Annotated in this window: 18 protein-coding genes and 1 pseudogene; 10 read left to right on the top strand and 9 right to left on the bottom strand. The window is 67.9% G+C overall.

Going from position 1 to position 19,841, the window contains the following annotated elements:
- Positions 1-159: 159 nt before the first annotated feature.
- The 5 genes from ACFU8W_RS36230 to ACFU8W_RS36210 form a co-directional block, all read right to left on the bottom strand.
- Positions 160-1,962, bottom strand: a complete 1,803-nt coding sequence (locus ACFU8W_RS36230) for a beta-galactosidase family protein (protein ID WP_384046739.1) — start codon at positions 1,960-1,962, stop codon at positions 160-162.
- A gap of 250 nt (positions 1,963-2,212) precedes the next feature.
- Positions 2,213-3,058: a carbohydrate ABC transporter permease gene (locus ACFU8W_RS36225; protein WP_345509844.1), complete on the bottom strand. Its 846-nt coding sequence runs from the start codon at positions 3,056-3,058 to the stop codon at positions 2,213-2,215.
- The gene (locus ACFU8W_RS36220; protein ID WP_345509843.1) at positions 3,055-4,011 is read right to left on the bottom strand and encodes a sugar ABC transporter permease; all 957 of its coding nucleotides are present in this window, start codon (positions 4,009-4,011) and stop codon (positions 3,055-3,057) included. The genes ACFU8W_RS36225 and ACFU8W_RS36220 overlap by 4 nt, the downstream gene beginning before the upstream one ends.
- Positions 4,012-4,114: 103 nt before the next feature.
- Complete coding sequence (locus ACFU8W_RS36215) at positions 4,115-5,413, bottom strand: ABC transporter substrate-binding protein (RefSeq protein ID WP_384046735.1); 1,299 nt, start codon at positions 5,411-5,413, stop codon at positions 4,115-4,117.
- Positions 5,414-5,552: 139 nt separating this feature from the next.
- The gene (locus tag ACFU8W_RS36210) at positions 5,553-6,719 is read right to left on the bottom strand and encodes an ROK family protein (protein ID WP_384046810.1); all 1,167 of its coding nucleotides are present in this window, start codon (positions 6,717-6,719) and stop codon (positions 5,553-5,555) included.
- A 374-nt stretch (positions 6,720-7,093) separates the two neighbouring features.
- Here ACFU8W_RS36210 and ACFU8W_RS36205 point away from each other — a divergent pair, with 374 nt between their 5' ends.
- The 6 genes from ACFU8W_RS36205 (at position 7,094) to ACFU8W_RS36180 (ending at position 16,652) form a co-directional block, all read left to right on the top strand.
- Positions 7,094-8,146, top strand: coding sequence for a substrate-binding domain-containing protein (locus ACFU8W_RS36205; protein WP_384046732.1), 1,053 nt, complete (start codon positions 7,094-7,096; stop codon positions 8,144-8,146).
- A 40-nt stretch (positions 8,147-8,186) separates the two neighbouring features.
- Positions 8,187-9,761, top strand: coding sequence for a sugar ABC transporter ATP-binding protein (locus ACFU8W_RS36200; RefSeq protein ID WP_384046729.1), 1,575 nt, complete (start codon positions 8,187-8,189; stop codon positions 9,759-9,761).
- The gene (locus ACFU8W_RS36195) at positions 9,758-10,798 is read left to right on the top strand and encodes an ABC transporter permease (protein ID WP_384046726.1); all 1,041 of its coding nucleotides are present in this window, start codon (positions 9,758-9,760) and stop codon (positions 10,796-10,798) included. Before ACFU8W_RS36200 ends, ACFU8W_RS36195 begins: the two co-directional genes overlap by 4 nt.
- Positions 10,799-10,862: 64 nt before the next feature.
- Complete coding sequence (locus ACFU8W_RS36190; protein WP_384046723.1) at positions 10,863-12,515, top strand: glycoside hydrolase family 2 protein; 1,653 nt, start codon at positions 10,863-10,865, stop codon at positions 12,513-12,515.
- Positions 12,516-12,530: 15 nt separating this feature from the next.
- The gene (locus ACFU8W_RS36185) at positions 12,531-14,189 is read left to right on the top strand and encodes a hypothetical protein (protein WP_384046720.1); all 1,659 of its coding nucleotides are present in this window, start codon (positions 12,531-12,533) and stop codon (positions 14,187-14,189) included.
- A gap of 69 nt (positions 14,190-14,258) precedes the next feature.
- Positions 14,259-16,652, top strand: coding sequence for a ricin-type beta-trefoil lectin domain protein (locus tag ACFU8W_RS36180; RefSeq protein WP_384046716.1), 2,394 nt, complete (start codon positions 14,259-14,261; stop codon positions 16,650-16,652).
- A 201-nt stretch (positions 16,653-16,853) separates the two neighbouring features.
- Here the strand turns inward: ACFU8W_RS36180 and ACFU8W_RS36175 are convergent, their stop codons facing one another.
- Positions 16,854-17,153, bottom strand: coding sequence for a group II intron maturase-specific domain-containing protein (locus ACFU8W_RS36175; protein WP_345509835.1), 300 nt, complete (start codon positions 17,151-17,153; stop codon positions 16,854-16,856).
- Between the two features lie 189 nt (positions 17,154-17,342).
- Between ACFU8W_RS36175 and ACFU8W_RS36170 the strand changes: the two genes are divergently transcribed.
- The 4 genes and pseudogenes from ACFU8W_RS36170 to ACFU8W_RS36155 form a co-directional block, all read left to right on the top strand.
- Positions 17,343-17,669, top strand: coding sequence for a transposase (locus ACFU8W_RS36170; RefSeq protein WP_384046712.1), 327 nt, complete (start codon positions 17,343-17,345; stop codon positions 17,667-17,669).
- The gene (locus ACFU8W_RS36165; RefSeq protein ID WP_384046708.1) at positions 17,650-17,898 is read left to right on the top strand and encodes a hypothetical protein; all 249 of its coding nucleotides are present in this window, start codon (positions 17,650-17,652) and stop codon (positions 17,896-17,898) included. The genes ACFU8W_RS36170 and ACFU8W_RS36165 overlap by 20 nt, the downstream gene beginning before the upstream one ends.
- The gene (locus ACFU8W_RS36160) at positions 17,871-18,317 is read left to right on the top strand and encodes a DDE-type integrase/transposase/recombinase (RefSeq protein ID WP_384046705.1); all 447 of its coding nucleotides are present in this window, start codon (positions 17,871-17,873) and stop codon (positions 18,315-18,317) included. Before ACFU8W_RS36165 ends, ACFU8W_RS36160 begins: the two co-directional genes overlap by 28 nt.
- A 14-nt stretch (positions 18,318-18,331) precedes the next feature.
- A pseudogene (locus ACFU8W_RS36155) lies at positions 18,332-18,685 on the top strand (helix-turn-helix domain-containing protein); the annotation flags it as partial.
- Positions 18,686-18,888: 203 nt separating this feature from the next.
- Here ACFU8W_RS36155 and ACFU8W_RS36150 read toward each other — a convergent pair.
- The 3 genes from ACFU8W_RS36150 to ACFU8W_RS36140 are packed head-to-tail and all read right to left on the bottom strand — an operon-like array spanning position 18,889 to position 19,629.
- Positions 18,889-19,041: a hypothetical protein gene (locus ACFU8W_RS36150; RefSeq protein ID WP_384046702.1), complete on the bottom strand. Its 153-nt coding sequence runs from the start codon at positions 19,039-19,041 to the stop codon at positions 18,889-18,891.
- Positions 19,042-19,084: 43 nt separating this feature from the next.
- Entirely contained in the window at positions 19,085-19,357 is a 273-nt protein-coding gene (locus ACFU8W_RS36145; RefSeq protein ID WP_384046700.1) for a hypothetical protein, read from the bottom strand.
- Positions 19,354-19,629 carry a hypothetical protein gene (locus ACFU8W_RS36140; protein WP_384046697.1) on the bottom strand — a complete coding sequence of 92 codons (276 nt, stop codon included), beginning with the start codon at positions 19,627-19,629 and terminating at the stop codon, positions 19,354-19,356. The genes ACFU8W_RS36145 and ACFU8W_RS36140 overlap by 4 nt, the downstream gene beginning before the upstream one ends.
- Positions 19,630-19,841: the final 212 nt, after the last annotated feature.

Here is a 19,841-nt window from a genome sequence, read left to right as displayed (position 1 = left end):
GGCCCAGCAAGCGCCGCGCCCTGGCTGGAGCAGCCCCACTCCTGCATGGACTGCTACAGCCGGAGCGAGATCCGGGCGTACCGAAGGTCGCGGGGCCGCTCGGCCAGGCCGGAAGCATGCTCCGTTCGAGGCAGGCAAGGGGGTCGGTGTTACTCGCGGTCAGTACTGGGGGGCTGCCGCGATCGGCCCGAGGTCAGGCTCTGCCCGCAGTTCCACGGTGAGTGGTGTGGCGGCTGCGGCAAGGTCCAGTACCAGGATCTCGTTGGCACCCGCACGCCACAGGGGCGCCGGGGCGTAGAGGGTGCGCTGCGGCCCCTTCTCTGTGCGCAGGCGGCCGAGGAGGAAGCCGTTGAGCCAGACCAGGGTGCGGTGGCTGCCAGGGACGGAAAGGAATGCGTCGGCGGCCTCGGGCAGGTCGACGACGGCGCGGTGGAAGGCGGGGCCGTCGTCGGTTTCGGCGGCAGCGGTGGTGGTCAGGGCCGTCAGGTCGTCGAGGGGGAGCACACGGATGTCCCAGTCGAACAGGTGCTGGTGGTCCAGGCGCACGCCTGCCACCAGGCCCTTGCGGTCGGCCAGGTGAAGGCCGTAGTTGACCCGGCCGAAGGGCTCGACGAGGATCTCCAGCTCCGCGCCGCCTTCGGGGACGGACAGCTCGATGGTCGGGGACGGGTCGTCGCGTTCGAGCACGCCGACCAGGTGCCCGTCGAGGAAGATCTGCGCCAGGTCCCGGATGCCGTCGACGGTCAGCGTGGCGGGACCGCCGGGTCCCGTAATGTGGTTCCGGTAGTGGACGAGCCCGCAGTGATGGCCGAGCTTCTCGATCGGTTCGGGGGCCGGGCGCCGCAGCGCGGCGGAGAGCAGGTCCAGGCTGCCCCGCAGGGACGCGACGCGGGTGGCGGGGACGGTCCGCGGGTCGACCCGCCGCGGCTGGGCGGGCAGTTCGGTGTCCGGCAGCGGCACATGGCGGCCGATGACCTCGCGGAAGGCATGGAACTTCTCGGTGAGTTCGCCGGCCTCGCCGATCGGCGCGTCGTAGTCGTAGCTGGTGATCGTGGACAGGTAGCCGGGGTCGGCGAGGGTCTTGCCGGTGTGGTTGGCCCCGGCCCACCAGCCGAAGTTGGTACCGCCGTGGCCCATGTAGATGTTGACCGATCCACCGGCGGCGAGGATCCCGTCGAGTGCCTCGGCGGCGTCGGTGGTGTCCCGGACGTGGTGGGGGCCGCCGTAGTGGTCGAACCAGCCGTTCCAGAACTCCATGCAGACCAGCGGGGCGTCCGGCTGGAACGTGGCGAGGGTGGTGAAGGCCTCGCCAGGGCGCGAGCCGAAGTTGGCGGTGGCCAGCACACCCGGGAGGGTGCCGCCGGCAAGCATGCGGGGTTCGGGGCCGTCGGACGTGAAAAGCAGACAGTCGATGCCCCGCGCGACGAGGCCGTCCTTCAGGTGCTCCAGATAGGCCTTGTCGTTGCCGTAGCTGCCGTACTCGTTCTCGACCTGGACGGCGACGATCGGGCCGCCGCGCGAGGTCTGGAGTTCGGCGAGGACAGGGATCAGCTGGTCGAACCACTGATCCACGGCAGCCAGGTAGGCGGGGTCGGCGGTGCGCAGGCGCAGGGACTCGTCGGCGAGCAGCCAGGCCGGGAGCCCGCCCAGGTCCCATTCGGCGCAGATGTACGGGCCGGGGCGGGCGATCACATCGAGGCCGAGCGAGTCGGCCTCGCGGATGAAGGCCGCGACGTCGTGCCAACCGTCGAAGCGGGCCGGCCCGGGGGTGGGTTGGTGGAAGTTCCAGGCGATGTAGAGCTCGACGGTGTTGCAGCCCATGGCGCGCAGCCGCTGCAGCCGGTCGCGCCACAGTTCGGGGTGGATGCGGAAGTAGTGCACGGCGGCGGAGACCACGCGGTGCTCGTGGCCGCCGCGCAGGAAGCGGTGGCTGTCAAGGGTCAGGGCGGGTCGTGTGCTCATGCGTCGCTGCTTTCGGTTGTCTTCGTCGGTATGCGGGCGCGGGGCACCGCCTGGGGTGGTGGTGCCCCGCGCCGTTCGATCACAGGGGTGTCAGCGGGTCGTCGCGGGTGGCTCTGCTGCCGGCCGACGCCGCCCGTACGGCTCCGGATCTCCCGCGGGGCCGTTGGTGATGGCACTGTCCTGGGCGTCGGCCGAGCGGTCGGAGTCGGCTCCGACGATCGGACCGGCTCGTTCCTTCTGAGGTGTGGGGTTACTTGACGGCGCCCGCGGTGAGACCACTGCGCCAGAAGCGCTGCAGTGCGAGGAAGGCGACGAGCAACGGGACCAGCGAGACGAACGCCCCCGTGATGGGGAGCATCGGTGGGACGCCGTTGGCGAACTCCGAGCGCCACTGGACCAGGCCGACGGTGACCGGCAGCTTGGAGGCGTCGTTGATCATGAGCGCGGGCAGCAGGTAGTTGTTCCAGACGCTGACGAACTGGAACAGGAAGATCGTCACCAGGGCCGGGGCCATGACCGGCAGCGCGATGCGGAAGAAGGTCCGCCGCTCACCGGCGCCGTCGATGCGCGCCGCCTCCAGCAGCTCGTCGGGGACGGACGCCGACGCGTAGATGCGCGAGAGGTAGACGCCGAAGGGGCTGACGAAGCTGGGGAGCAGGACGGCCCAGTATGTGTCGGTGAGCCGCAGCTCGGCCAGCAGCAGGAACAGTGGCAGGGCGAACATCGGCGCCGGGATCAGCACCGAGGCCAGGATCACGTTGAAGATCGCCTCGCGGCCGCGGAACCGGTACTTGGCCAGGGCGAACCCGGCCATGACCGACAGCAGGGTGCTGACCGCCGCGCCGACCAGGCTGTACAGCGCGCTGTTGGCCAGCCAGGAGGAGAAGACCCCGTCCTGGAAGGAGAAGACGCGGCTGAGGTTGCCGCCCAGGTCGAAGTGCGAGAACCACAGCGGGCTGCCCTGGTGGAGGTATCCCTCGCCCTTGGTCGCCGAGACGAACAGCCACCACAGCGGGATGAGGGTGTAGAGAGCCATCAGGCCGAGCAGAGCGTTGACGGCCAGGCGTTCGGTGAGTGGACTGCGGGTGGTGGTCATGCGTCGGCTGTCCTTCGCTGAGTGAACTTCAGGAACCCGAAGGAGAGGACCAGCGTCACGAGGGCCAGCAGAACCGATTCGGCGGCGGCCAGGTTCGGGTCCGCCTGGGAGGCGGTGAGCGTGGTGTTCATGATCGGACTGAACTTGTTGGAGGCGCCGGGTATCCGCGCGGCGGCGAGCACGGCCGGCTCGGTGTAGAGCTGGGCGGTGCCGATGATGGAGAACACCGTCGTAAGGACCAGGGCGGGCCGCACCATCGGGATCTTGACGTACCAGGCCAGGCGCCAGCCGGTGCAGTTGTCGAGGGTCGCGGCCTCGATCACGTCGCCGGGCACGGCCTGCAGCGCCGAGTAGATGATCAGCATGTTGTAACCGGTCCAACCCCAGGTGATCATGTTGCCGATCGACACCGGGATCCAGCCGGCCGACAGGAAGTCGGTGTGGATGCCGATCGCCGCCAGCGGCCCGGTGAACGGCGAGAGGTCCTTGACCAGCAGGAACGACCACATCACCGCAGCGATCGCACCGGGCAGCGCGTAGGGCAGGAAGAAGGTCAGCCGGAAGGTCTTCCTGAATCGGGCCGAACGCGAGTCCAGCAGCAGCGCGAGGACCAGGGCCAGCCCGAGCATCACCGGCACCTGGAAGGCACCGAGCAGCACCACCCGGCCGAGCGAGGCTATGAAGTCGCTGTCGTGGAGGGCACTGGAGAAGTTGTCGAAGCCCGCGAACCGCTTGGTCTGCGCACCGCCGAACAGGCCCTGGCGTTGGACCTGGTAGAAGCTCTGATAGACCGCGTAGCCGATCGGTGCGAGCATCATGGCGGTGAACAGGACGCCGAACGGAACCAGGAACCCGGCGGCGTTCAGCGCGGTTCGGCGGCGGTGGTGGCGGCTCGGCCCTGCCACCACGCGCGCAGGCGCCGGTGCGGGCGGTGATGCTGTCTGGGTGCTCATCGTGTTCGTTCCTCGCGCGCTTGCGGTATGGATGGGGCCCCGCGGCGCCGCACCCTCGAGCGGCACCGCGGGAATCCTCGGGTGACCTGACGTCCCCTCGACATCAGCCGCCGGTCACGGAGAGCCCCAGGCTCTTGATCTTCTCGACCGTCTTCTGCTGAACCGTGGCAGTGGCCTGGGTGTAGTCCCCCTTGCCGATCGCGTCCGAGTAGTCCGCCTCGACCTGCCCGAACGTCGGCCCGACGACCCAGGTGGTGGGGATGTTCGCCGCGGACTGCTTGAAGACGTCGTAGATCTTCTGTCCGCCGAAGTAGGGGTCGCCCTGGGACAGCAGCGGGTTGTCCAGACCGGCCTTCGCCGCCGGGTACAGGCCGCCGACCTTGATGCCGGTGCTGACCGCGTCCGGGTCGCTGGACAGGAACGCGGCGAACTGCGCGGCCTGCTTGGGCGTCTTGCAGCCGGTCAGGACAGAGGTGGCGGAACCGCCGGAGTTCGCGCTGGTCCGGTCGCCTGCGGTCCAGGTCGGCATCGGGGCCACGGCCCACTTGCCGGCGAGGTCCTTGAGGTCCCCCTTGATACCCGGGACAGCCCAGGCGGCGTTGACGAAGGTCATGACCTTGCCGGCCTCCGACGCCTTGTCGAAGTTCGGGTCCCAGGCGTTGCCGTTGTTCATCACCAACTTCTTGTCCTTCAGGTTCTGCCAGTACGTGGCGACCTGCTGCGTGCCCGGGTTGTCGATGGAGACCTGCCACGAGCCCTTCTGCGTGCCGAACCAGGACTTGCCCGTCTGCCAGGTCAGGGCGGCCATGTCGTAGGCGTCCTGGGGCGCGGTGCCGAAGGCGACCTTCGGGTCGGCCGCGTGGACCGCGGCGGCGTCTGCGGCGTACTCGTCCCACGTCGCGGGAGGCTTGGCAATGCCGAACTTCTTGAACAGGTCGGTCCGGTAGTACAGGGCCATCGGCCCGGTGTCGACGGGGACGCCGTACATCTTGCCGCCGGCCGAGGACGCCTCGACGGTCCAGTCCAGGTACTTGCCGGTGTCGCCGGAGGCGTACGGGGTGATGTCCATCAGCGCTTTCTTGACCAGCATCGACGGGATGTCGTTGTAGGTGACCTGCGCCAGACACGGGGCCTTGCCCGCCGTGATCGCGTTGGTCATCTGGTCATAGCCGCCCTTGGCACCGGACGGGATCTGCTTGAACGTCACCTTGATGTCCGGGTGGGCGGCGTTCCACTGGGCGGTGATCTTGTCGTAGCCCGGGGCCCAACCCCAGAACTCCATCGACACCGGGCCGGCCTTCGACGAACCGCCGGAGTCACCGGAGCCGGAACATCCGGTCAGCAGCAGGGCAAAGGAGAGGGCTGCCGCACCGGCGGCGGATCTGGAGGTGAATGTACGCATGACTTCCTCATGAGACGGTCGTGATGACGGGACGGGTGGTTGCATGCTTCGTCAACCCGCGGCCTCGCCCTGCGGATTCAGGAAGGGGTGGGGCATGGTTCGACCAACAAACTGAGACCGGCCGAGCACTCGGAGCGCTTCAGGACAGCCGGGCCCGGAGGCTCTCCTTGATGACCAGACAGGCGGCACCTCGTGCCCACAACGTCTCGCTGTCCTCGTCGATCTTGATCGCGCAGTCGCGTGCCGCGGTCGAGACGGCGTGGCGCTCCAACGCGGCGGTCATGGCGGGCCCGAAGTGCTCATAGGCCACCACGCCTTCCCCCGCGATCACGATCAGTCCCGGGTTGAGCAGGTTGCACAGGCATGCCAGCCCCCGTCCGAGCGCGTCGCCGGCCACGGCGAACGCATCGAGCGCGGCTCGTCGTTCGGCTTCCGGCCCTGACCGCGCGAGCTCCGTGACAGCGTCGTAGTCGGCTTCGGGCCGGCCACCGGCCTCGCGGAACATCCGCAACACCGCGTCGGAGCAGGCCAGTGCCTCCACGCAGCCGCGGTTGCCACAGGCGCAGTCCGGACCGTTCGGCTCGATCGGCAGATGTCCGAACTCGGCAGCCATTCCACCGGCACCCGAGTGGAGAACTCCGGCGAACATCAGCGCAGCGCCGATGCCGCGACCGACCGAGATCACGGCGAACGAATCGACATCCCGGCCCTCGCCGAACCAACGTTCGGCGATGCCCAGAGCGTTGACGTCGTTGTTCACCACCACCGGCAGTCCGGTGGCGGCGCTCAGCGGAGCGGCGACAGCGACGTCCGTCCAGCCCAGTCGCACCGCCGAACGGCACACCCCGCTCGCCGCGTCGACATGGCCGCCCACACCGACCCCGACGCCCAGCACCCTGGCGTCGGCACTCGGTGCCTGTGCGATGAGCCGGGCTGTCAACTCCGCCGCCACCGAAAGCACGTGAGCGGGCTCCAGGGAATCGAGCATGTGCTCCAGGCGGCACAGCGGACGGGCACCGAGGTCGGTGAGCACGGCCGCGACATGAGTGCGCGCGATTTGGATCCCGACCACCAGGCACTGGTCGGTGTTGACCTGCAACAGGCGTTGGGGGCGGCCCAGACCCGTCGCGCTCTTCTGTCCGGTCTCGCTCAGGTAGCCGTCCTCGATCATCGGCGCGAGCAGCCGGGTCACCGTGGAGGGTGACAGCCCGAGGCGCTGTGCGATGACCGTTCTGGAGATCGGGCCCGCTGTGAGCACCTGGGCGAAGATCTCGGCTCCTGTCTGGTCCGGGACCAGGGCCGTCATCGCGCTCACGTCATGTCTCCCCAACAGATTGACTCACTGTCACCAAGAGTTTGGCTGGAGATACTTTTACGCATCAAGAAAAGAACTGGCAAGGGGTACGGGACACCGGATTCCTCCGACAGCCCGACAGCAGACGCTCCCAGATCTCGACTACGCCACGGCTGTTGACTCTTGATCTGACATGTTCAATCATGTCCGCAGTTCAATCTCGACGAGCGGCAAGAAGTCCCTGTCGAGAGGGGAATCTCCCCAATCCCCCAGGTTCTGTAGCCCGTGCACGATCACGCGAGACCTGTTTGGTTCTGGTTGATTCGACGACCTGGTGTCGTGCGTACACCGCCGCGCCCCCAACCACCTTCGCAAGGAGACATGTCATGTCCACACAACGCAGCCGCCGAGGTGTCGCAGTCGCCGCCCTCGGCGTGGTCGCGACCCTCACGCTCAGTGCGTGTTCCAGCGGTCAGGAGGCCACGAAGCCGGACGGCGACGGCGTTGGAAAGGTCGACGGCAAGATCTCTCTGACGTATCTGCAGAAGCAGGGCGACCAGGAGTACTTCGTCGGTGAGGCCGCGGGGGCCAAGGCGAAGGCCGAGGAGCTGGGCATCGAACTCAAGGTGGTCAACCTGGGCAGCGACGCCAACAAGACGATCAGTGAGGTGCAGTCCGCGATCGCCCAGAAGACCAACGGCCTGATCGTCGTCGTCCCGGATCCTGCGGTCGGGCCGCAGCTCGTCCAGACCGCCAAGGACGGCAAGACCGCACTGCTCACCTCCGACGACCAGATCTGCACCACCGGCCCCGACCCGTCCGCGTGCGATCGCGACGCGCTGGTGCCGCGGATCGGGTTCAGCGGCGCCCAGATGGGCGGCGAGGTCGGCAAGCGCGCCGCCGAAGGGTTCAAGAAGGCCGGCTGGAACCCCGCCGAGACCCGGACCATATCCGCCTGGAAGCAGGACGTCACCGTCTGCACCGACCGGGTGGACGCCGCCAAGAAGGCGTTCAAGGACGGTGCGGGTGCGGACGTGAAGAACATCGACGTACCCACGGACAACACCCCGACCGGCGCCCAGGACAAGATCGCGGCCACCGTCACCGCCAACCCCGACGTCAAGCACTGGATCGTGTGGGGGTGCAACGACGAGAACGTCCAGGGAGGCGTCACCGCGCTGGAGAACGCCGGCTTCAAGGCGGACGACGTCATGGGCGTCGGCCTCGGTGCCTACCTGGCCTGCAAGAACTGGAGCTCCGGCAAGCCGTCCGGCATGAAGGCCGCCCTGTTCATCAACGGCAGCGACGTCGGCGCCCTGGCCGTCCAGACCATGTACGACAAGCTCAAGAACGGCAAGGAGTTCCCGAAGGAGGCCTTCGCGCCCACCAAGATGGTCGACTCCTCCAACTGGAAGGCCTCCGGGGTCACGTGCAGCTGACCTGAGACTCCTGTCCGCGCTTCCCGCTTGCGAGGCCACCATGATCAAATCCGGCACCGAACCATCGGAGCCCACGCAATCCACCGCCCACCAGGGCGCGTTGATCACCGTCGAGAACATCGTCAAACGGTTCGGCGCCGTCCAGGCGCTCGGCGGCATCACGCTCGACTTCCCCGCGGGGCAGGTCACCGCGCTGATGGGCGAGAACGGCGCGGGCAAGTCGACCCTGCTGAAGATCCTCACCGGCGATCACCAACCCACCGACGGTCGCATCGTGCTCGACGGCGAGCCGGTCGCGTTCGCCACTCCGCAGGACGCCCGCAGGGCCGGCATCCGGATCATCCCGCAGGAACCCGAGATCATCCCGCATGTCTCGGTGGCGGAGAACGTCTACGCGGGCTCCCTGCCCCGCAAGGCCGGACGCCGCCTGGACCGCGCGGAACTCCGCCGCCGGATCACCTCCGACCTCACCCGCCTGGGCTTCGACAAAGTCATCTCCCCCGAGACTCTTGGCTCGGAACTCACCGCTGCACAGCGGCAGTTGGTGGAGATCTTGCGCGCACTGACCGGCGAGGCCAAGGTCATCGCCTTCGACGAGCCCACCTCTTCGCTGTCCGAGCACGAGGTGGAGGCGTTGTTCGCGCTCATCGGCCGGCTCCGCGCGCAAGGCATCGCCGTCATCTACGTCTCGCACCGGATGAAGGAGATCTTCCAGCTCGCCGACCGCGTCGCCGTCCTGCGCGACGGCACGGTGGCCGGGGTGCTGGACGCCGCACGGACGACCGAGGAGGAGGTCGTACGGCTCATGGTGGGACGCGATCTGTCCTCCCTCTTCGTCCGCCAGGACGTCGCCCGGGACGAAGTCGTGCTCGATCTGAAGGACGTCACCACCGACGACGTGAGCGGCATCAGCCTCCAGGTGCGAGCCGGAGAGGTCGTCGCGCTCGCGGGACTCATCGGCGCCGGACGCTCGGAACTGGCCCGCGCGATCGCCGGTGACCTCCCGATCCGCTCCGGCGGCATCAGCATGAACGGCCGGAAGGTGCAGCTGCGCGGCCCGAGGGACGCGATCAGGGCCGGCATCGGGCTCGCCCCCGAGGAACGCAAGGCGCAGGCACTGTTCCTGCAGCGTTCCATCCGGGACAACACGTCCCTCGTCGGCCTCACCGGCCTGCGTCGCCTACGGTTCGTAAGGCGCCGTCAGGAACGCGCCATGGCACAGGAGTACACCGACCGGCTGCGGGTGCGCACCCCCTCCATCGAGCACGAGATCGGCAAGCTCTCCGGCGGAAACCAGCAGAAGGTGGTCCTCGCCCGCTGGCTGGCCGGAAAACCCCGGCTGCTGATCCTCGACGAGCCCACCCGCGGCATCGACATCGGAGCGAAGGCCGAGATCTACCAGATCATCGCGGACCTGGCCCGCGACGGTGTGGCCCTCCTGGTGATCTCCTCGGAACTGCCGGAAGTGCTCGGTCTCGCGGACCGTATCGCCGTCATGCAGAACGGCCGGATCACCGGCGTACTGGGCCGAGCCGAAGCCACCGAGGAGACCATCCTCGCTCTCGCCATGGCCGACGACCTCACCACCACCACCGCCCCTGGAGCCCTTCGATGACCGACACCGCCGTCACCAGCCCACCGGACCGGACGGAGAGCAGTCCGGCGCCGGCCGCAACCGGCAGGCGCTTCCGGCTCGCCGCGCTCGGCGGGCAGAACATCAGCCTGATCGGCGCCCTCGTCATCGTGCTCGCGCTGTTCGGCTCGCTCAACGAGAACTACCTCAGCTGGTCGAACATGCAGGTCATCGGCGAGGCGGCGACCCTCGTCGGGCTCCTCGCCATCGTCCAGACCGTCGTCATCATCTGCGGCGCGCTGGACATCTCGGTCGGCTCGCAGGCCGGTCTCGCGTCCGTCGTCAGCGCCATGGTCTTCACCTCCACGGACTCCAGCGCATGGACAGGCATTGCAGCAGCGCTCGGAATCGGCGTCCTCGCCGGTGTGCTCAACGGCGTGATCATCGTCTACGGCCGTGTCAACCCGACCATCGCCACGCTGGCCGGACTCGCCGCGTACAAGGGCGTCGCCCAACTCGTCTCGGACGGCCGTGCCCAGGGTTACGTCCTCAACGACAGCGTGTTCGTCTTCCTCGGCCGCGGCAAGATCGCCGGCCTGCCGGTGATGATCTGGGTCCTGGCCGTCGTCGCGCTCAGCGTGCACGTCCTGCTCACGTACACCGACATCGGCCGCAACCTCTACGCCATCGGCGGCAACGACACCGCGGCCCGGCTCGCCGGCATCTCGATCAACAAGTACCTGATCGCCGCCTCCGCCCTCTGCGGCACCGTCGCGGCCATCGCCGGCATCCTGCTCACCGCGCGTACCGGATCGGGGCAGCCCGTCTCGGGCAGCGAAGGCCTGGAACTCAAAGCCATCACCGCAGCCGCGCTCGGCGGCTGCGCCCTCAAGGGCGGCAAGGGAGGCATCGGCGGCACCCTGCTCGCCGTCGCCCTGCTCGGCGCCCTCGAGAACGGCCTCACCGTCCAGGGCATCAACACCTTCTGGCAGAACATCGCCCAAGGCGCCCTGCTGGTCATCGCCGTCGTCATCCAGCAGCGCCGCACCAAGGAACGCCGCATAGGCCTCCCCACGTAGACGGTTCCGACCCATCCCCCAGGGGCCCAGTCCGGCGCTCCTGCCCCCTCAAAGGAGTATCGACTTGACGCGCAGACGTACCTTCCTCATCGCCGGATCCGCGGTCGTGGCGGGAGCCTTAACCGGTCCGGCGGGCGCCGGGACCGCGACGGCCGTCACCGGTTCCGGCGCGCGGACACTGACCGGAGCCGGCGACCTGCCCCAGCCGGCTGTCACGCTGACGCCCGTGCCCGACGCCGTCGCGGGCGTGTCCCAGCCGGTGATGGCCCTCAACGGCACGTGGTCGCTCGCCACCGAACCGCCCGCGGAGTTCTGGCGCGACGACACCGACATCTCGGACTGGCAGAAGGTCGAGGTGCCGGGCGAGCCCGCCATGCAGGGCGTCGAGGTGCCGCAGGACAAGGAGTTCGCGTACCGGACCAAGGTCCAGGTGCCCGCCGACTTCGCCGGCCACCGCGTCGTCCTGCGCTTCGACGGGGTGTACAGCGACGCCCGGCTCTGGGTGAACGGCACCCACGTACGTGACCACCGGGGCGGCTTCACCAGCTGGCAGGCGGACATCACCGAACACGTCGCACCCGGAACGGCCGCGTGGGTGACTGTGGGAGTCACCGACCGCTGGCAGGACCTGTCGTACGGCACCTACTACGCCCGCCACCCCATCGGCGGCATTCTGGGCGACGTCCGACTGATCGCCGTGCCCACTGCCCATCTGGCAGGCGTTCACATCACGACCACCTTCGAGCAGAGCTTCCGCGACGCGGTGCTGGGCCTGCGCCTGACTCCGGCGGGCGGCGGCTCGCTGCCGATGGAGCTGCTCCTGCGCGACCCCGCAGGTCACGAGGTACTGCGGCGATCCCTCACCGTCGACGGGCCCGCACAGTACGACATCGAGGTCGCGGCCCCTCTCAAGTGGGACGCCGAGCACCCGAACCTGTACACCCTGGAGCTGACGGCCGGCTCCGGGAACACCCGATCCACCGTGACCCGCAAGGTGGGGTTCCGGCAGATCCACATCGACGGCAAGCGGCTGCTGGTCAACGGCCGCGAGGTGAAGCTGCGCGGCGTGGCCCACCACCAGGTCAGCCCGACGATGGGCCGCGGCGCCACCGCCCGCTGGGACGAGCAGGACGTACGCCTCTTCAAGGCCGCCAACATCAACTTCCTCCGTACCTCCCATTACCCGCCCACCGAGGCCCTGCTGGAGGCCGCCGACCGGTACGGGATGTACGTCGAGGAGGAGACCGCGGTGTGCTGGGTGAACCAGCAGGGCCACGACAACCTGCTCGATGACCCGGCCTTCAAGCCCGACTGGCTCGGCCAGCTCGCCGAAATGGTGGAGCGGGACCGGAACCATCCCTGCGTCCTGATCTGGTCCACGGGCAACGAGAACATCGGCTGGGGCGCGAACCCGCAGGCGCAGTGGGACTATCTCAAGGCCGGCGACCCCTCGAGACCCGTCGTCTACAGCCACGCCGAAACCTATTCCACCGGCGCCAAGTACGACATCTTCACCGCCCACTACCCGGACGTGAAGGGCCAGTTGGGCGGCGAAACCACCAAGCCGACGCTCTACGACGAGTACGCGCACCTGGCCGCCTACAACATCGACGACCTCAAGAACGACCCCGGCGTGCGCAACTTCTGGGGTGAGACGATCTCCCGGTTCTGGCCCAAGTGCCATGACACCGACAGCGTCGTCGGCGGCGCCATCTGATGCGGCGTCGACGAGGTGTTCCCGCTCCCCCACAAGGTCTCCGGCACCGCCGAATGGGGGCTGCTCGACATCTGGCGGCGCGAGAAGCCGGAGTACTGGCTGACGAAGAAGGCGTACTCGCCCGTACGGGTGCCCGACGCTCCACTCATCGGGCAGAAACCCCGGACCCCCCTCGTCGTTCCGGTCTCCAACTGGTTCGACTTCACCAACCTGTCCGAGCTGACCGTCCGATGGCAGGTGGGCGCTGCCAAGGGCACGATGCCCGGCATCGACCTGAAGCCGGGCGCGAGCGGCAAGCTCACCGTTCCGTACCGGTCCTGGCGTGAGGGCGAGGCACTGAAGCTGGAGTTCATCGACGGGCAGGACCGGATCGTGGACTCCTACGCGCTGCACATCGGCCCGGTGCGCACACCCGTACGGCCCCGCCCGGACGGCTCCGCGCCCGCCGTCGAGGAGAGCGACACACGCATCACGCTGACCGGCGCCGGCTTCTCCATCGCCTTCAGCAAGTCGACCGGTCTGATCACCGAGGCCAGGCATGGAACGACGACCGTGCTCACCGACGGCCCCTACCTGCACCAGCGCGGCGGATACCTGCCCTCCTGGACGTTCGGTTCGATCACCGCGAAGCGCACCGACAAGCACACCTCCACCGTCACCATCAAGGGCACCTACGGTGAGAGCCCTGTCAGCTTCGACGTCGCGGTCGACGGCACCGGGCTGATCACCACCACGTACACCATCGCCAAGGCGTTCTCCGGGCAGCCCAGCGGCGGTTACAAGGAACTCGGCGTACGCTTCTGCGCCCCCGAGGAGGCCGACCGCATCGGGTGGCGCACCGGCTCCCTGTGGTCGGTGTACCCGGACGACCACATCGGCCGCCCCTCGGGCACCGCGGTCGCGGTACCGCAGCAGGCGGCGCCCGCCTATCGTGAGCGGCCCCAGGGGAGCTGGTCGCAGGACACCCACACGTACTTCCTGTACGGCAAGGACGACGAGGGCCGGGAATGCAATGACTTCCGCGCCCTGCGCTCCGCCGTCCACACCTACGCACTCACCCGTACCGACGGCACCGGCGTGCGCGTGGAGTCCGACGGCAGCGTGGCCGCGCGAGTCGACCGCACCCCGCTGCGGTGGTTCGACGACACCGATCCCGCCATCACCTACCACGGCGCGTGGACGCACGCGCACGGCGAGGGATGGACACATGACGACTATGCGGACACCGAGTCGTTTACCTTCACTGCGGGCGATTGGTGCGAGTTCGCCTTCACCGGCACCGGTATCGAGTGGATCGGAGGCTTCGGCTCCAACCTCGGCAAGATCGACGTATTCATCGACGGGCAGCTCGACACCACCGTCGACCAGTACGGGCCCGTCAAGCAGTACCAGCAGGTCGTGTACCGCAAGACCGGACTCGCCGAGGGCCGGCACACCATCCGCCTCGTCGTGACCGGCGAGAAGAACCCGTCGTCGTCCAACATCCTCCCGCTCGTGGACGCCTTCCACGTCCTGCCGGATGCCGCCGCGTCGAGATCCCTGTACATCGACACGCACTGGAACTACCCCGACTTCGGCTACGGGGGCGGCGACTACTACCGGCCCACAGTACGCATCACCGACGGCACGACCGGCACGGTGTCCCTTCGGCTCGGCAGCTTCGAGACTCACTGAAGCGTTCAGGTTCTCTCCCATTTCTCAGCGCCACAAGCCCTCAGGCATCCCAACCCCGAAGGAGTCAGCATGACTCGGGCACCAGTGCGTCGTTGGCGCACGCTCACCGCGGTGACAAGCCTTCTACTGAGCACGCTCACCGGCCTCACCGCTCCCTCCGTCGCCCAGGCCGCGCCCACGCCGTCGACCTCGATCACCATCAACGGCACCAAGCCGGGCCTGACCTTCGATGGTGTCGGCGCCATCTCAGGCGGCGGCGGGAACTCCCGACTCCTGGCCGACTACCCGGAGCCGCAGCGAAGCGAGCTCCTCGACTACCTCTACAAGCCCGGCTACGGCGCCTCTCTCCAGCTGCTCAAGCTGGAGATCGGCGGCGACACCAACTCCACCGATGGCGCCGAGCCCAGTCACATGCACACGGCCGGCACCGTCGACTGCAACCAGGGCTACGAGTGGTGGATGGCCGAGCAGGCCAAGGCCCGCAACCCTGACATCAAGCTCGCCGCTCTGTCCTGGGGTGCTCCCGGCTGGATCAACGGCGGCAACTTCTGGTCCCAGGACACCATCGACTATCTGATGTCCTGGATGGACTGCGCGGCTCAGCACGACCTGACGATCGACTACCTCGGCGGTTGGAACGAGCGCGGCTACGACAAGGCCTGGTACAGGAACCTCAAGGACACACTCACCTCGCACGGGTACGCGACCAAGGTCGTCGCCGCGGACAGCGACTGGAGTGTGGCCGACGCCATGGCCGAGGACCCAGCGTTCAACGACGCCGTGGACGTCGTCGGCGTCCACTATCCGTGCGGCTACCTCGGCGACTACACCACCTGCTCCAGCACCGCCACGGCACAGGGTCTCGGCAAACCGCTGTGGGCCAGCGAAAACGGCTCCCAGGACACCGACACCGGCGCGCACGCGGTGGCCAGGTCCATCAACCGCGGTTACCTCGACGGGAAGATGACCGCCTACTTCAACTGGCCGGTCATTGCCGCGCTCTACCCGAACCTCAACTTCTCCACCGACGGGATGTCCATCGCCAACCAGCCGTGGTCCGGCAACTACAAGATCGGCAAAACCACCTGGGTGACCGCGCACACCACGCAGTTCACCCGGCCGGGCTGGAAGTACATCGACTCCGCGGGCGGATACCTCGGCGGCAAGCGCACCAACGGCAGCTACGTGACGATGAAGTCGACGAACAACTCCGACTACAGCACGGTCATCGAGACCATGGACGCAAGCGTCGCCCAGAACGCCAGGTTCACCGTCACCGGCGGACTGTCCACCGGTCAGGTCCATGTCTGGGCCACGGACGTCAGGTCCGGGGACTCGTCGAACTGGTTCGTCCGCCGGCCGGACATCACCCCGAGCGGCGGCAAGTTCAAGCTCACCCTCGAGCCCGGCCACGTCTACACCGTGACCACCACGACCGGCCAGGGCAAGGGCACCGCGACCCCGCCTGCACCCGGCGCACTCGACCTCCCGTACACGGACACGTTCGACACCCCCACCACCACCACGTCACCGAAGTACTTCTCCGACATGAACGGCGCGTTCCAGACTGTGGCCTGCGGTGGCGGCCGCTCGGGCACCTGCCTGCGCCAGATGGCCCCGACGACGCCGATCCGCTGGACCGACGAGCCCTACAACGCCCCGTACACGATCATGGGTGACGGCAGGTGGAGCAACTACACCGTCAGCGTCGACACCATGCTCGAGAAGAAGGGCAGCGTCGAACTGCTCGGCCGCGTCAACCAGCAGGCCAAGAACAACAATGGCCTGAACGCCTATCACCTGCGCGTGAGCGACACCGGTGCCTGGTCCATAGACAAGAGCGACTCCCGGTGGACCTTCACTACGCTGGCCAGCGGCACCACCACCGCGCTCGGCACCGGCAGCTGGCACCACATCGCGTTCACCCTTGAGGGCTCGACCCTCTCCGCGATGGTGGACGGCGTCACCGTCGGCAGCGCCACCGACTCGAGCTACACCTCCGGACAGGCCGGCCTCGGCGTCACCGGGTACGAGACCGACCAGTTCGACAACTTCGCCCTCGCCCCCGGCACCCCCGCTTCCCATGTCGGTCCGGTCACCTCTGGCCTGACCGGCAAGTGCGCCGACGCCAAGGACGACTCCGGCGCGAACGGCACCCAGGTGCAGCTGTGGGATTGCAACGGGAGCAGCGCACAGGTGTGGACCTGGTCCAACGGCACGCTGACCCACAACGGCAAGTGCATGGACGTCACCGGCCAGGGAACCGCCAACGGGACGCAGGTGATCCTGTGGGACTGCAACGGCGGCGCCAACCAGCAGTGGACGGCACAGCCCGACGGCGCGCTGAAGGCCGTCCAGTCGGGTCGCTGCCTCGATGTCCCGGCAGCCACGACCACCAATGGCACCCAGCTGGTGATCTGGGACTGCGACGGCGGCGCCAACCAGCGGTGGACGCTCCCCTAGCCGGGTCACGGTCGTGCCGACTCAACGATGACCTTGGTGGTCGAGGGTGAGTGATCGGTGGAGGCCAGGCGAGACACCTTCGCCTGGCCTTCGCCTGCTCTTCGACGCCCCCCGCCAAGTAGCCGGGAGGGATCTCACCTCCCGGCTCTCACAGAGCGTGCGCAACAGTCTCCCGTTACACGGCTCTTGCCGTTCTGATCGTCAGATCATCACTGCTGCGACGGTGCAGCGCCAGTGCGCGAACATGCGGGGATACCGCTGGGCGATCTCCAGCATTTTCGCGATGGCTTTCCGTTCAGCCGCAAGCCGTTTGTACTTCTGGCGGATCCAGCGCACCAGGTAGGTGTTGATGCGCATCAAGAAGGGATTCAGCTCCCACGGTCTGAACCGTCCGTAGCAGTTGATCCAGCCGGCCACCACAGGGTTGATCCTGCGGGCAAGCTCTCGGAAGGACAGATCGGACCGGGTGTGCAAACGCCAGGACCGCACTTCCCGTCCCATCTCCTTCAGGGCGTCCTTGCTGACAGCAGGGTCGAACGACTGGAACGACTTGCGTAACGATCCTGGTTCTGCCTGGCTCGGAACGTGTATCCAAGGAAGGTGAACGCCGTGTGCTCGAACGAGTGAGCTGTACTGAGATTCGTGGAGTTCCTGATGCCAGGGTTACGGTCCTGGCGAAGGAGAAGCACCATGGCAGCACCCCGTAAATACCCTGATGAGGTCCGTGAGCGCGCGATCCGTGAGGTCCGCGCCACGGGCCGGCCCATCGCGCACGTTGCGAAGGATCTGGGCATCCATAAGGAGGCCCTGCGCGGATGGGTCCGCCAGGCGGAGGCCGACCGTGGCGGGCGCGACGACCGGCTGACCACCGCTGAGCAGGACGAGCTGAAGCAACTCCGCAAAGAAGTAGCGGAGTTGAGGCGGGCCAACGAGATCCTCAAAGCCGCCTCGGTGTTTTTGCCCAGGAGATCGACCGTCCCCGGACGAGGCCGAGCAGGTGACCGACCACCTGCGTGACAAAGGTCTCGGGGTCGATCCCGTCTGCCGGGTGCTGGAGCTGTCGCCGTCGACGTACTTCGCGCGCAAGAAGCGGCCAAAGTCGGCCCGCCGGCTCCGCGACGAGCAGCTCATGCCGCTGATCGAGCAAGTCCACGCGGAGTCGGGCGGCACCTATGGCGCCGCCGGATCACCCGGGCCCCGTGCCGCAAGGGCGTCGACGTGGCCCGCTGCACCGTCGAGCGGCTGATGGCGGAGCTGGGCCCGGAGGGCGTCATCCGTGGCCAGCGGCGCCGCACCACGATCCCGGAGCCGTCGGCACCCCGCCCGCCCGACCTGGTCGACCGCGACTTCACCACCTCCCGGCCGGATCAGCTCTGGGTGGCGGACATGACGTATGTCCGCACCTGGTCCGGCTGGGCATACGTGGCCTTCGTCCTGGACGTGTACTCCCGGATGATCGTCGGCTGGCAGGTCGCAAACCACATGCGGACCGAACTTCCCCTGGAAGCACTGGAGATGGCCCTGCGGAGACGGAGGATCAAGAAAGACTCCGGCTTCGTCCATCACAGCGACCGCCAGGCGCAAGGTGGATTCAACCGATCGTCGCAACACCTCGATCATGGAGGTGTCCGATGGGGCAACCGGCAGGGTGAACGGCGGCGGTGACGGGGCGCCCGGCGATGCGGTCTCCGGGCAGGCCGCCGGTCCGCCGGGATGTGGAGGGTGCCTTCTGGAAGAAGATCGCTGAGGGGCTGACCAGCGAGGACGCGGCGATCGCGTGCGGCGTGTCGGGGCCGGTCGGCTCACGATGGTTCCGGGAACGTGGCGGTATGCCGTCGATCGAGCTGGGCCCGGTGTCGGGCAGGTATCTCTCCTTTGCAGAGCGCGAGGAGATCGCTGTGCTGAAGGCTCAGAACCCCGGGGTCCGAGAGATCGCCCGTCGGCTGGGCAGGCACCCGTCCACTGTTTCGCGGGAACTGCGGCGCAATGCAGCCACCCGCAGCGGACAACTCGCCTACCGGGCGTCGATCGCCGCCAGTGCGACACGATTCCGATCTCATGGCCGGGCTCGGTGGAGCAGCGGGTGGAGCTGTGGACAGAGACCATCGCACCCCTCCGCGTCGAACTCGATGCGGCCATACGTGCCGCTGTGGACAGCCCGAGTCCCCCGGTCCAGGGCAACACCTTGCACCTACGTCGTCCTTGAAGCGGACTGCGAAAGCCTCGTCTCGGTAGTTCAGAGAACACTGCGTTCGTGAGCAGTGCGTTTGGGTTTCATCGCCTTCTCCTGCTCAACGGGGTCGTTGTCGGCGATGACGCCGCGGTTGCCGAAGCCGGGCCACTGGGAGAACCAGTCGACCGACTCGGCCTTGTTCGCCGCCGCGGTCACCCGGCGCTGCAGCGGGGGAGCCGGGACCTGCCGAGCACGATTCTCAGTGGAACCAGACCATCACCGGGACGCGGATCTCCTTGGCGTCCCTCATGATCATGTACTCGATGATGACCGGCTCGCCCGGCACCTCCAGGGAGTACCGGACCTCGAGGTCGTCCATCGCGTCGCCGGGAGGCCGCTTGCCCAGGTCGATCGCGCCGCCCACCTCGATCGCCAGGGCGCGCAGGAAGTTCGCCGTCTTCGTTCGGAGGTCGGCGGGCATGTCGAGGACGGTCTGCGCCGGGATCTCCTCGGTCCAGACGGTCCAGCTCACTGGACTCCGGCCGTAAACAGATCGTCGACGGAGACGAGAGAGCGGCCTGCTGCGGTGTTGGCCCGGCTCTGCATGGCGGCGGGGGCACGGTGCAGCATCGCCGTCTTCCACCACCGGTGCATCGCGGCCGGTACGGCGCTCTCTTCTGCGGCCAGGACCTCAGTGTAGAAACGGGCACGCTCGGAACCGGTCAGCGCGTCACCGATCGCATTGATGGTGCGCGGGATACCGGTGATCCGGGGGTCCGCGGGGTGCTCTGGCTGGGCCGTCACAGGTCTCTCCTTCGCTCTGCTCCTCACAGTGTCCAACGCGAGCCTCCCGATGGGAAGTGCGGAGTGCCGCCATCGGCCCCCGGGCGGGGCGGCGCCCGCTCTTCGGTGCGAGGCCGGCCAACACAGATTGTGCTGCTGCGGGCCCGGTATCCGGCTTCTCGTCGAGCGTCCCGGCTCTGCCCTGCCCTGCCCTCGCAAACCGACCGCCTGAT

This window comes from Streptomyces sp. NPDC057565, assembly GCF_042801455.1.
Taxonomy (GTDB): domain Bacteria; phylum Actinomycetota; class Actinomycetes; order Streptomycetales; family Streptomycetaceae; genus Streptomyces; species Streptomyces yanii.
The sequence above is the reverse complement of the archived record's forward strand: the minus strand, read 5'-3'. Positions and strand labels throughout refer to the sequence as shown.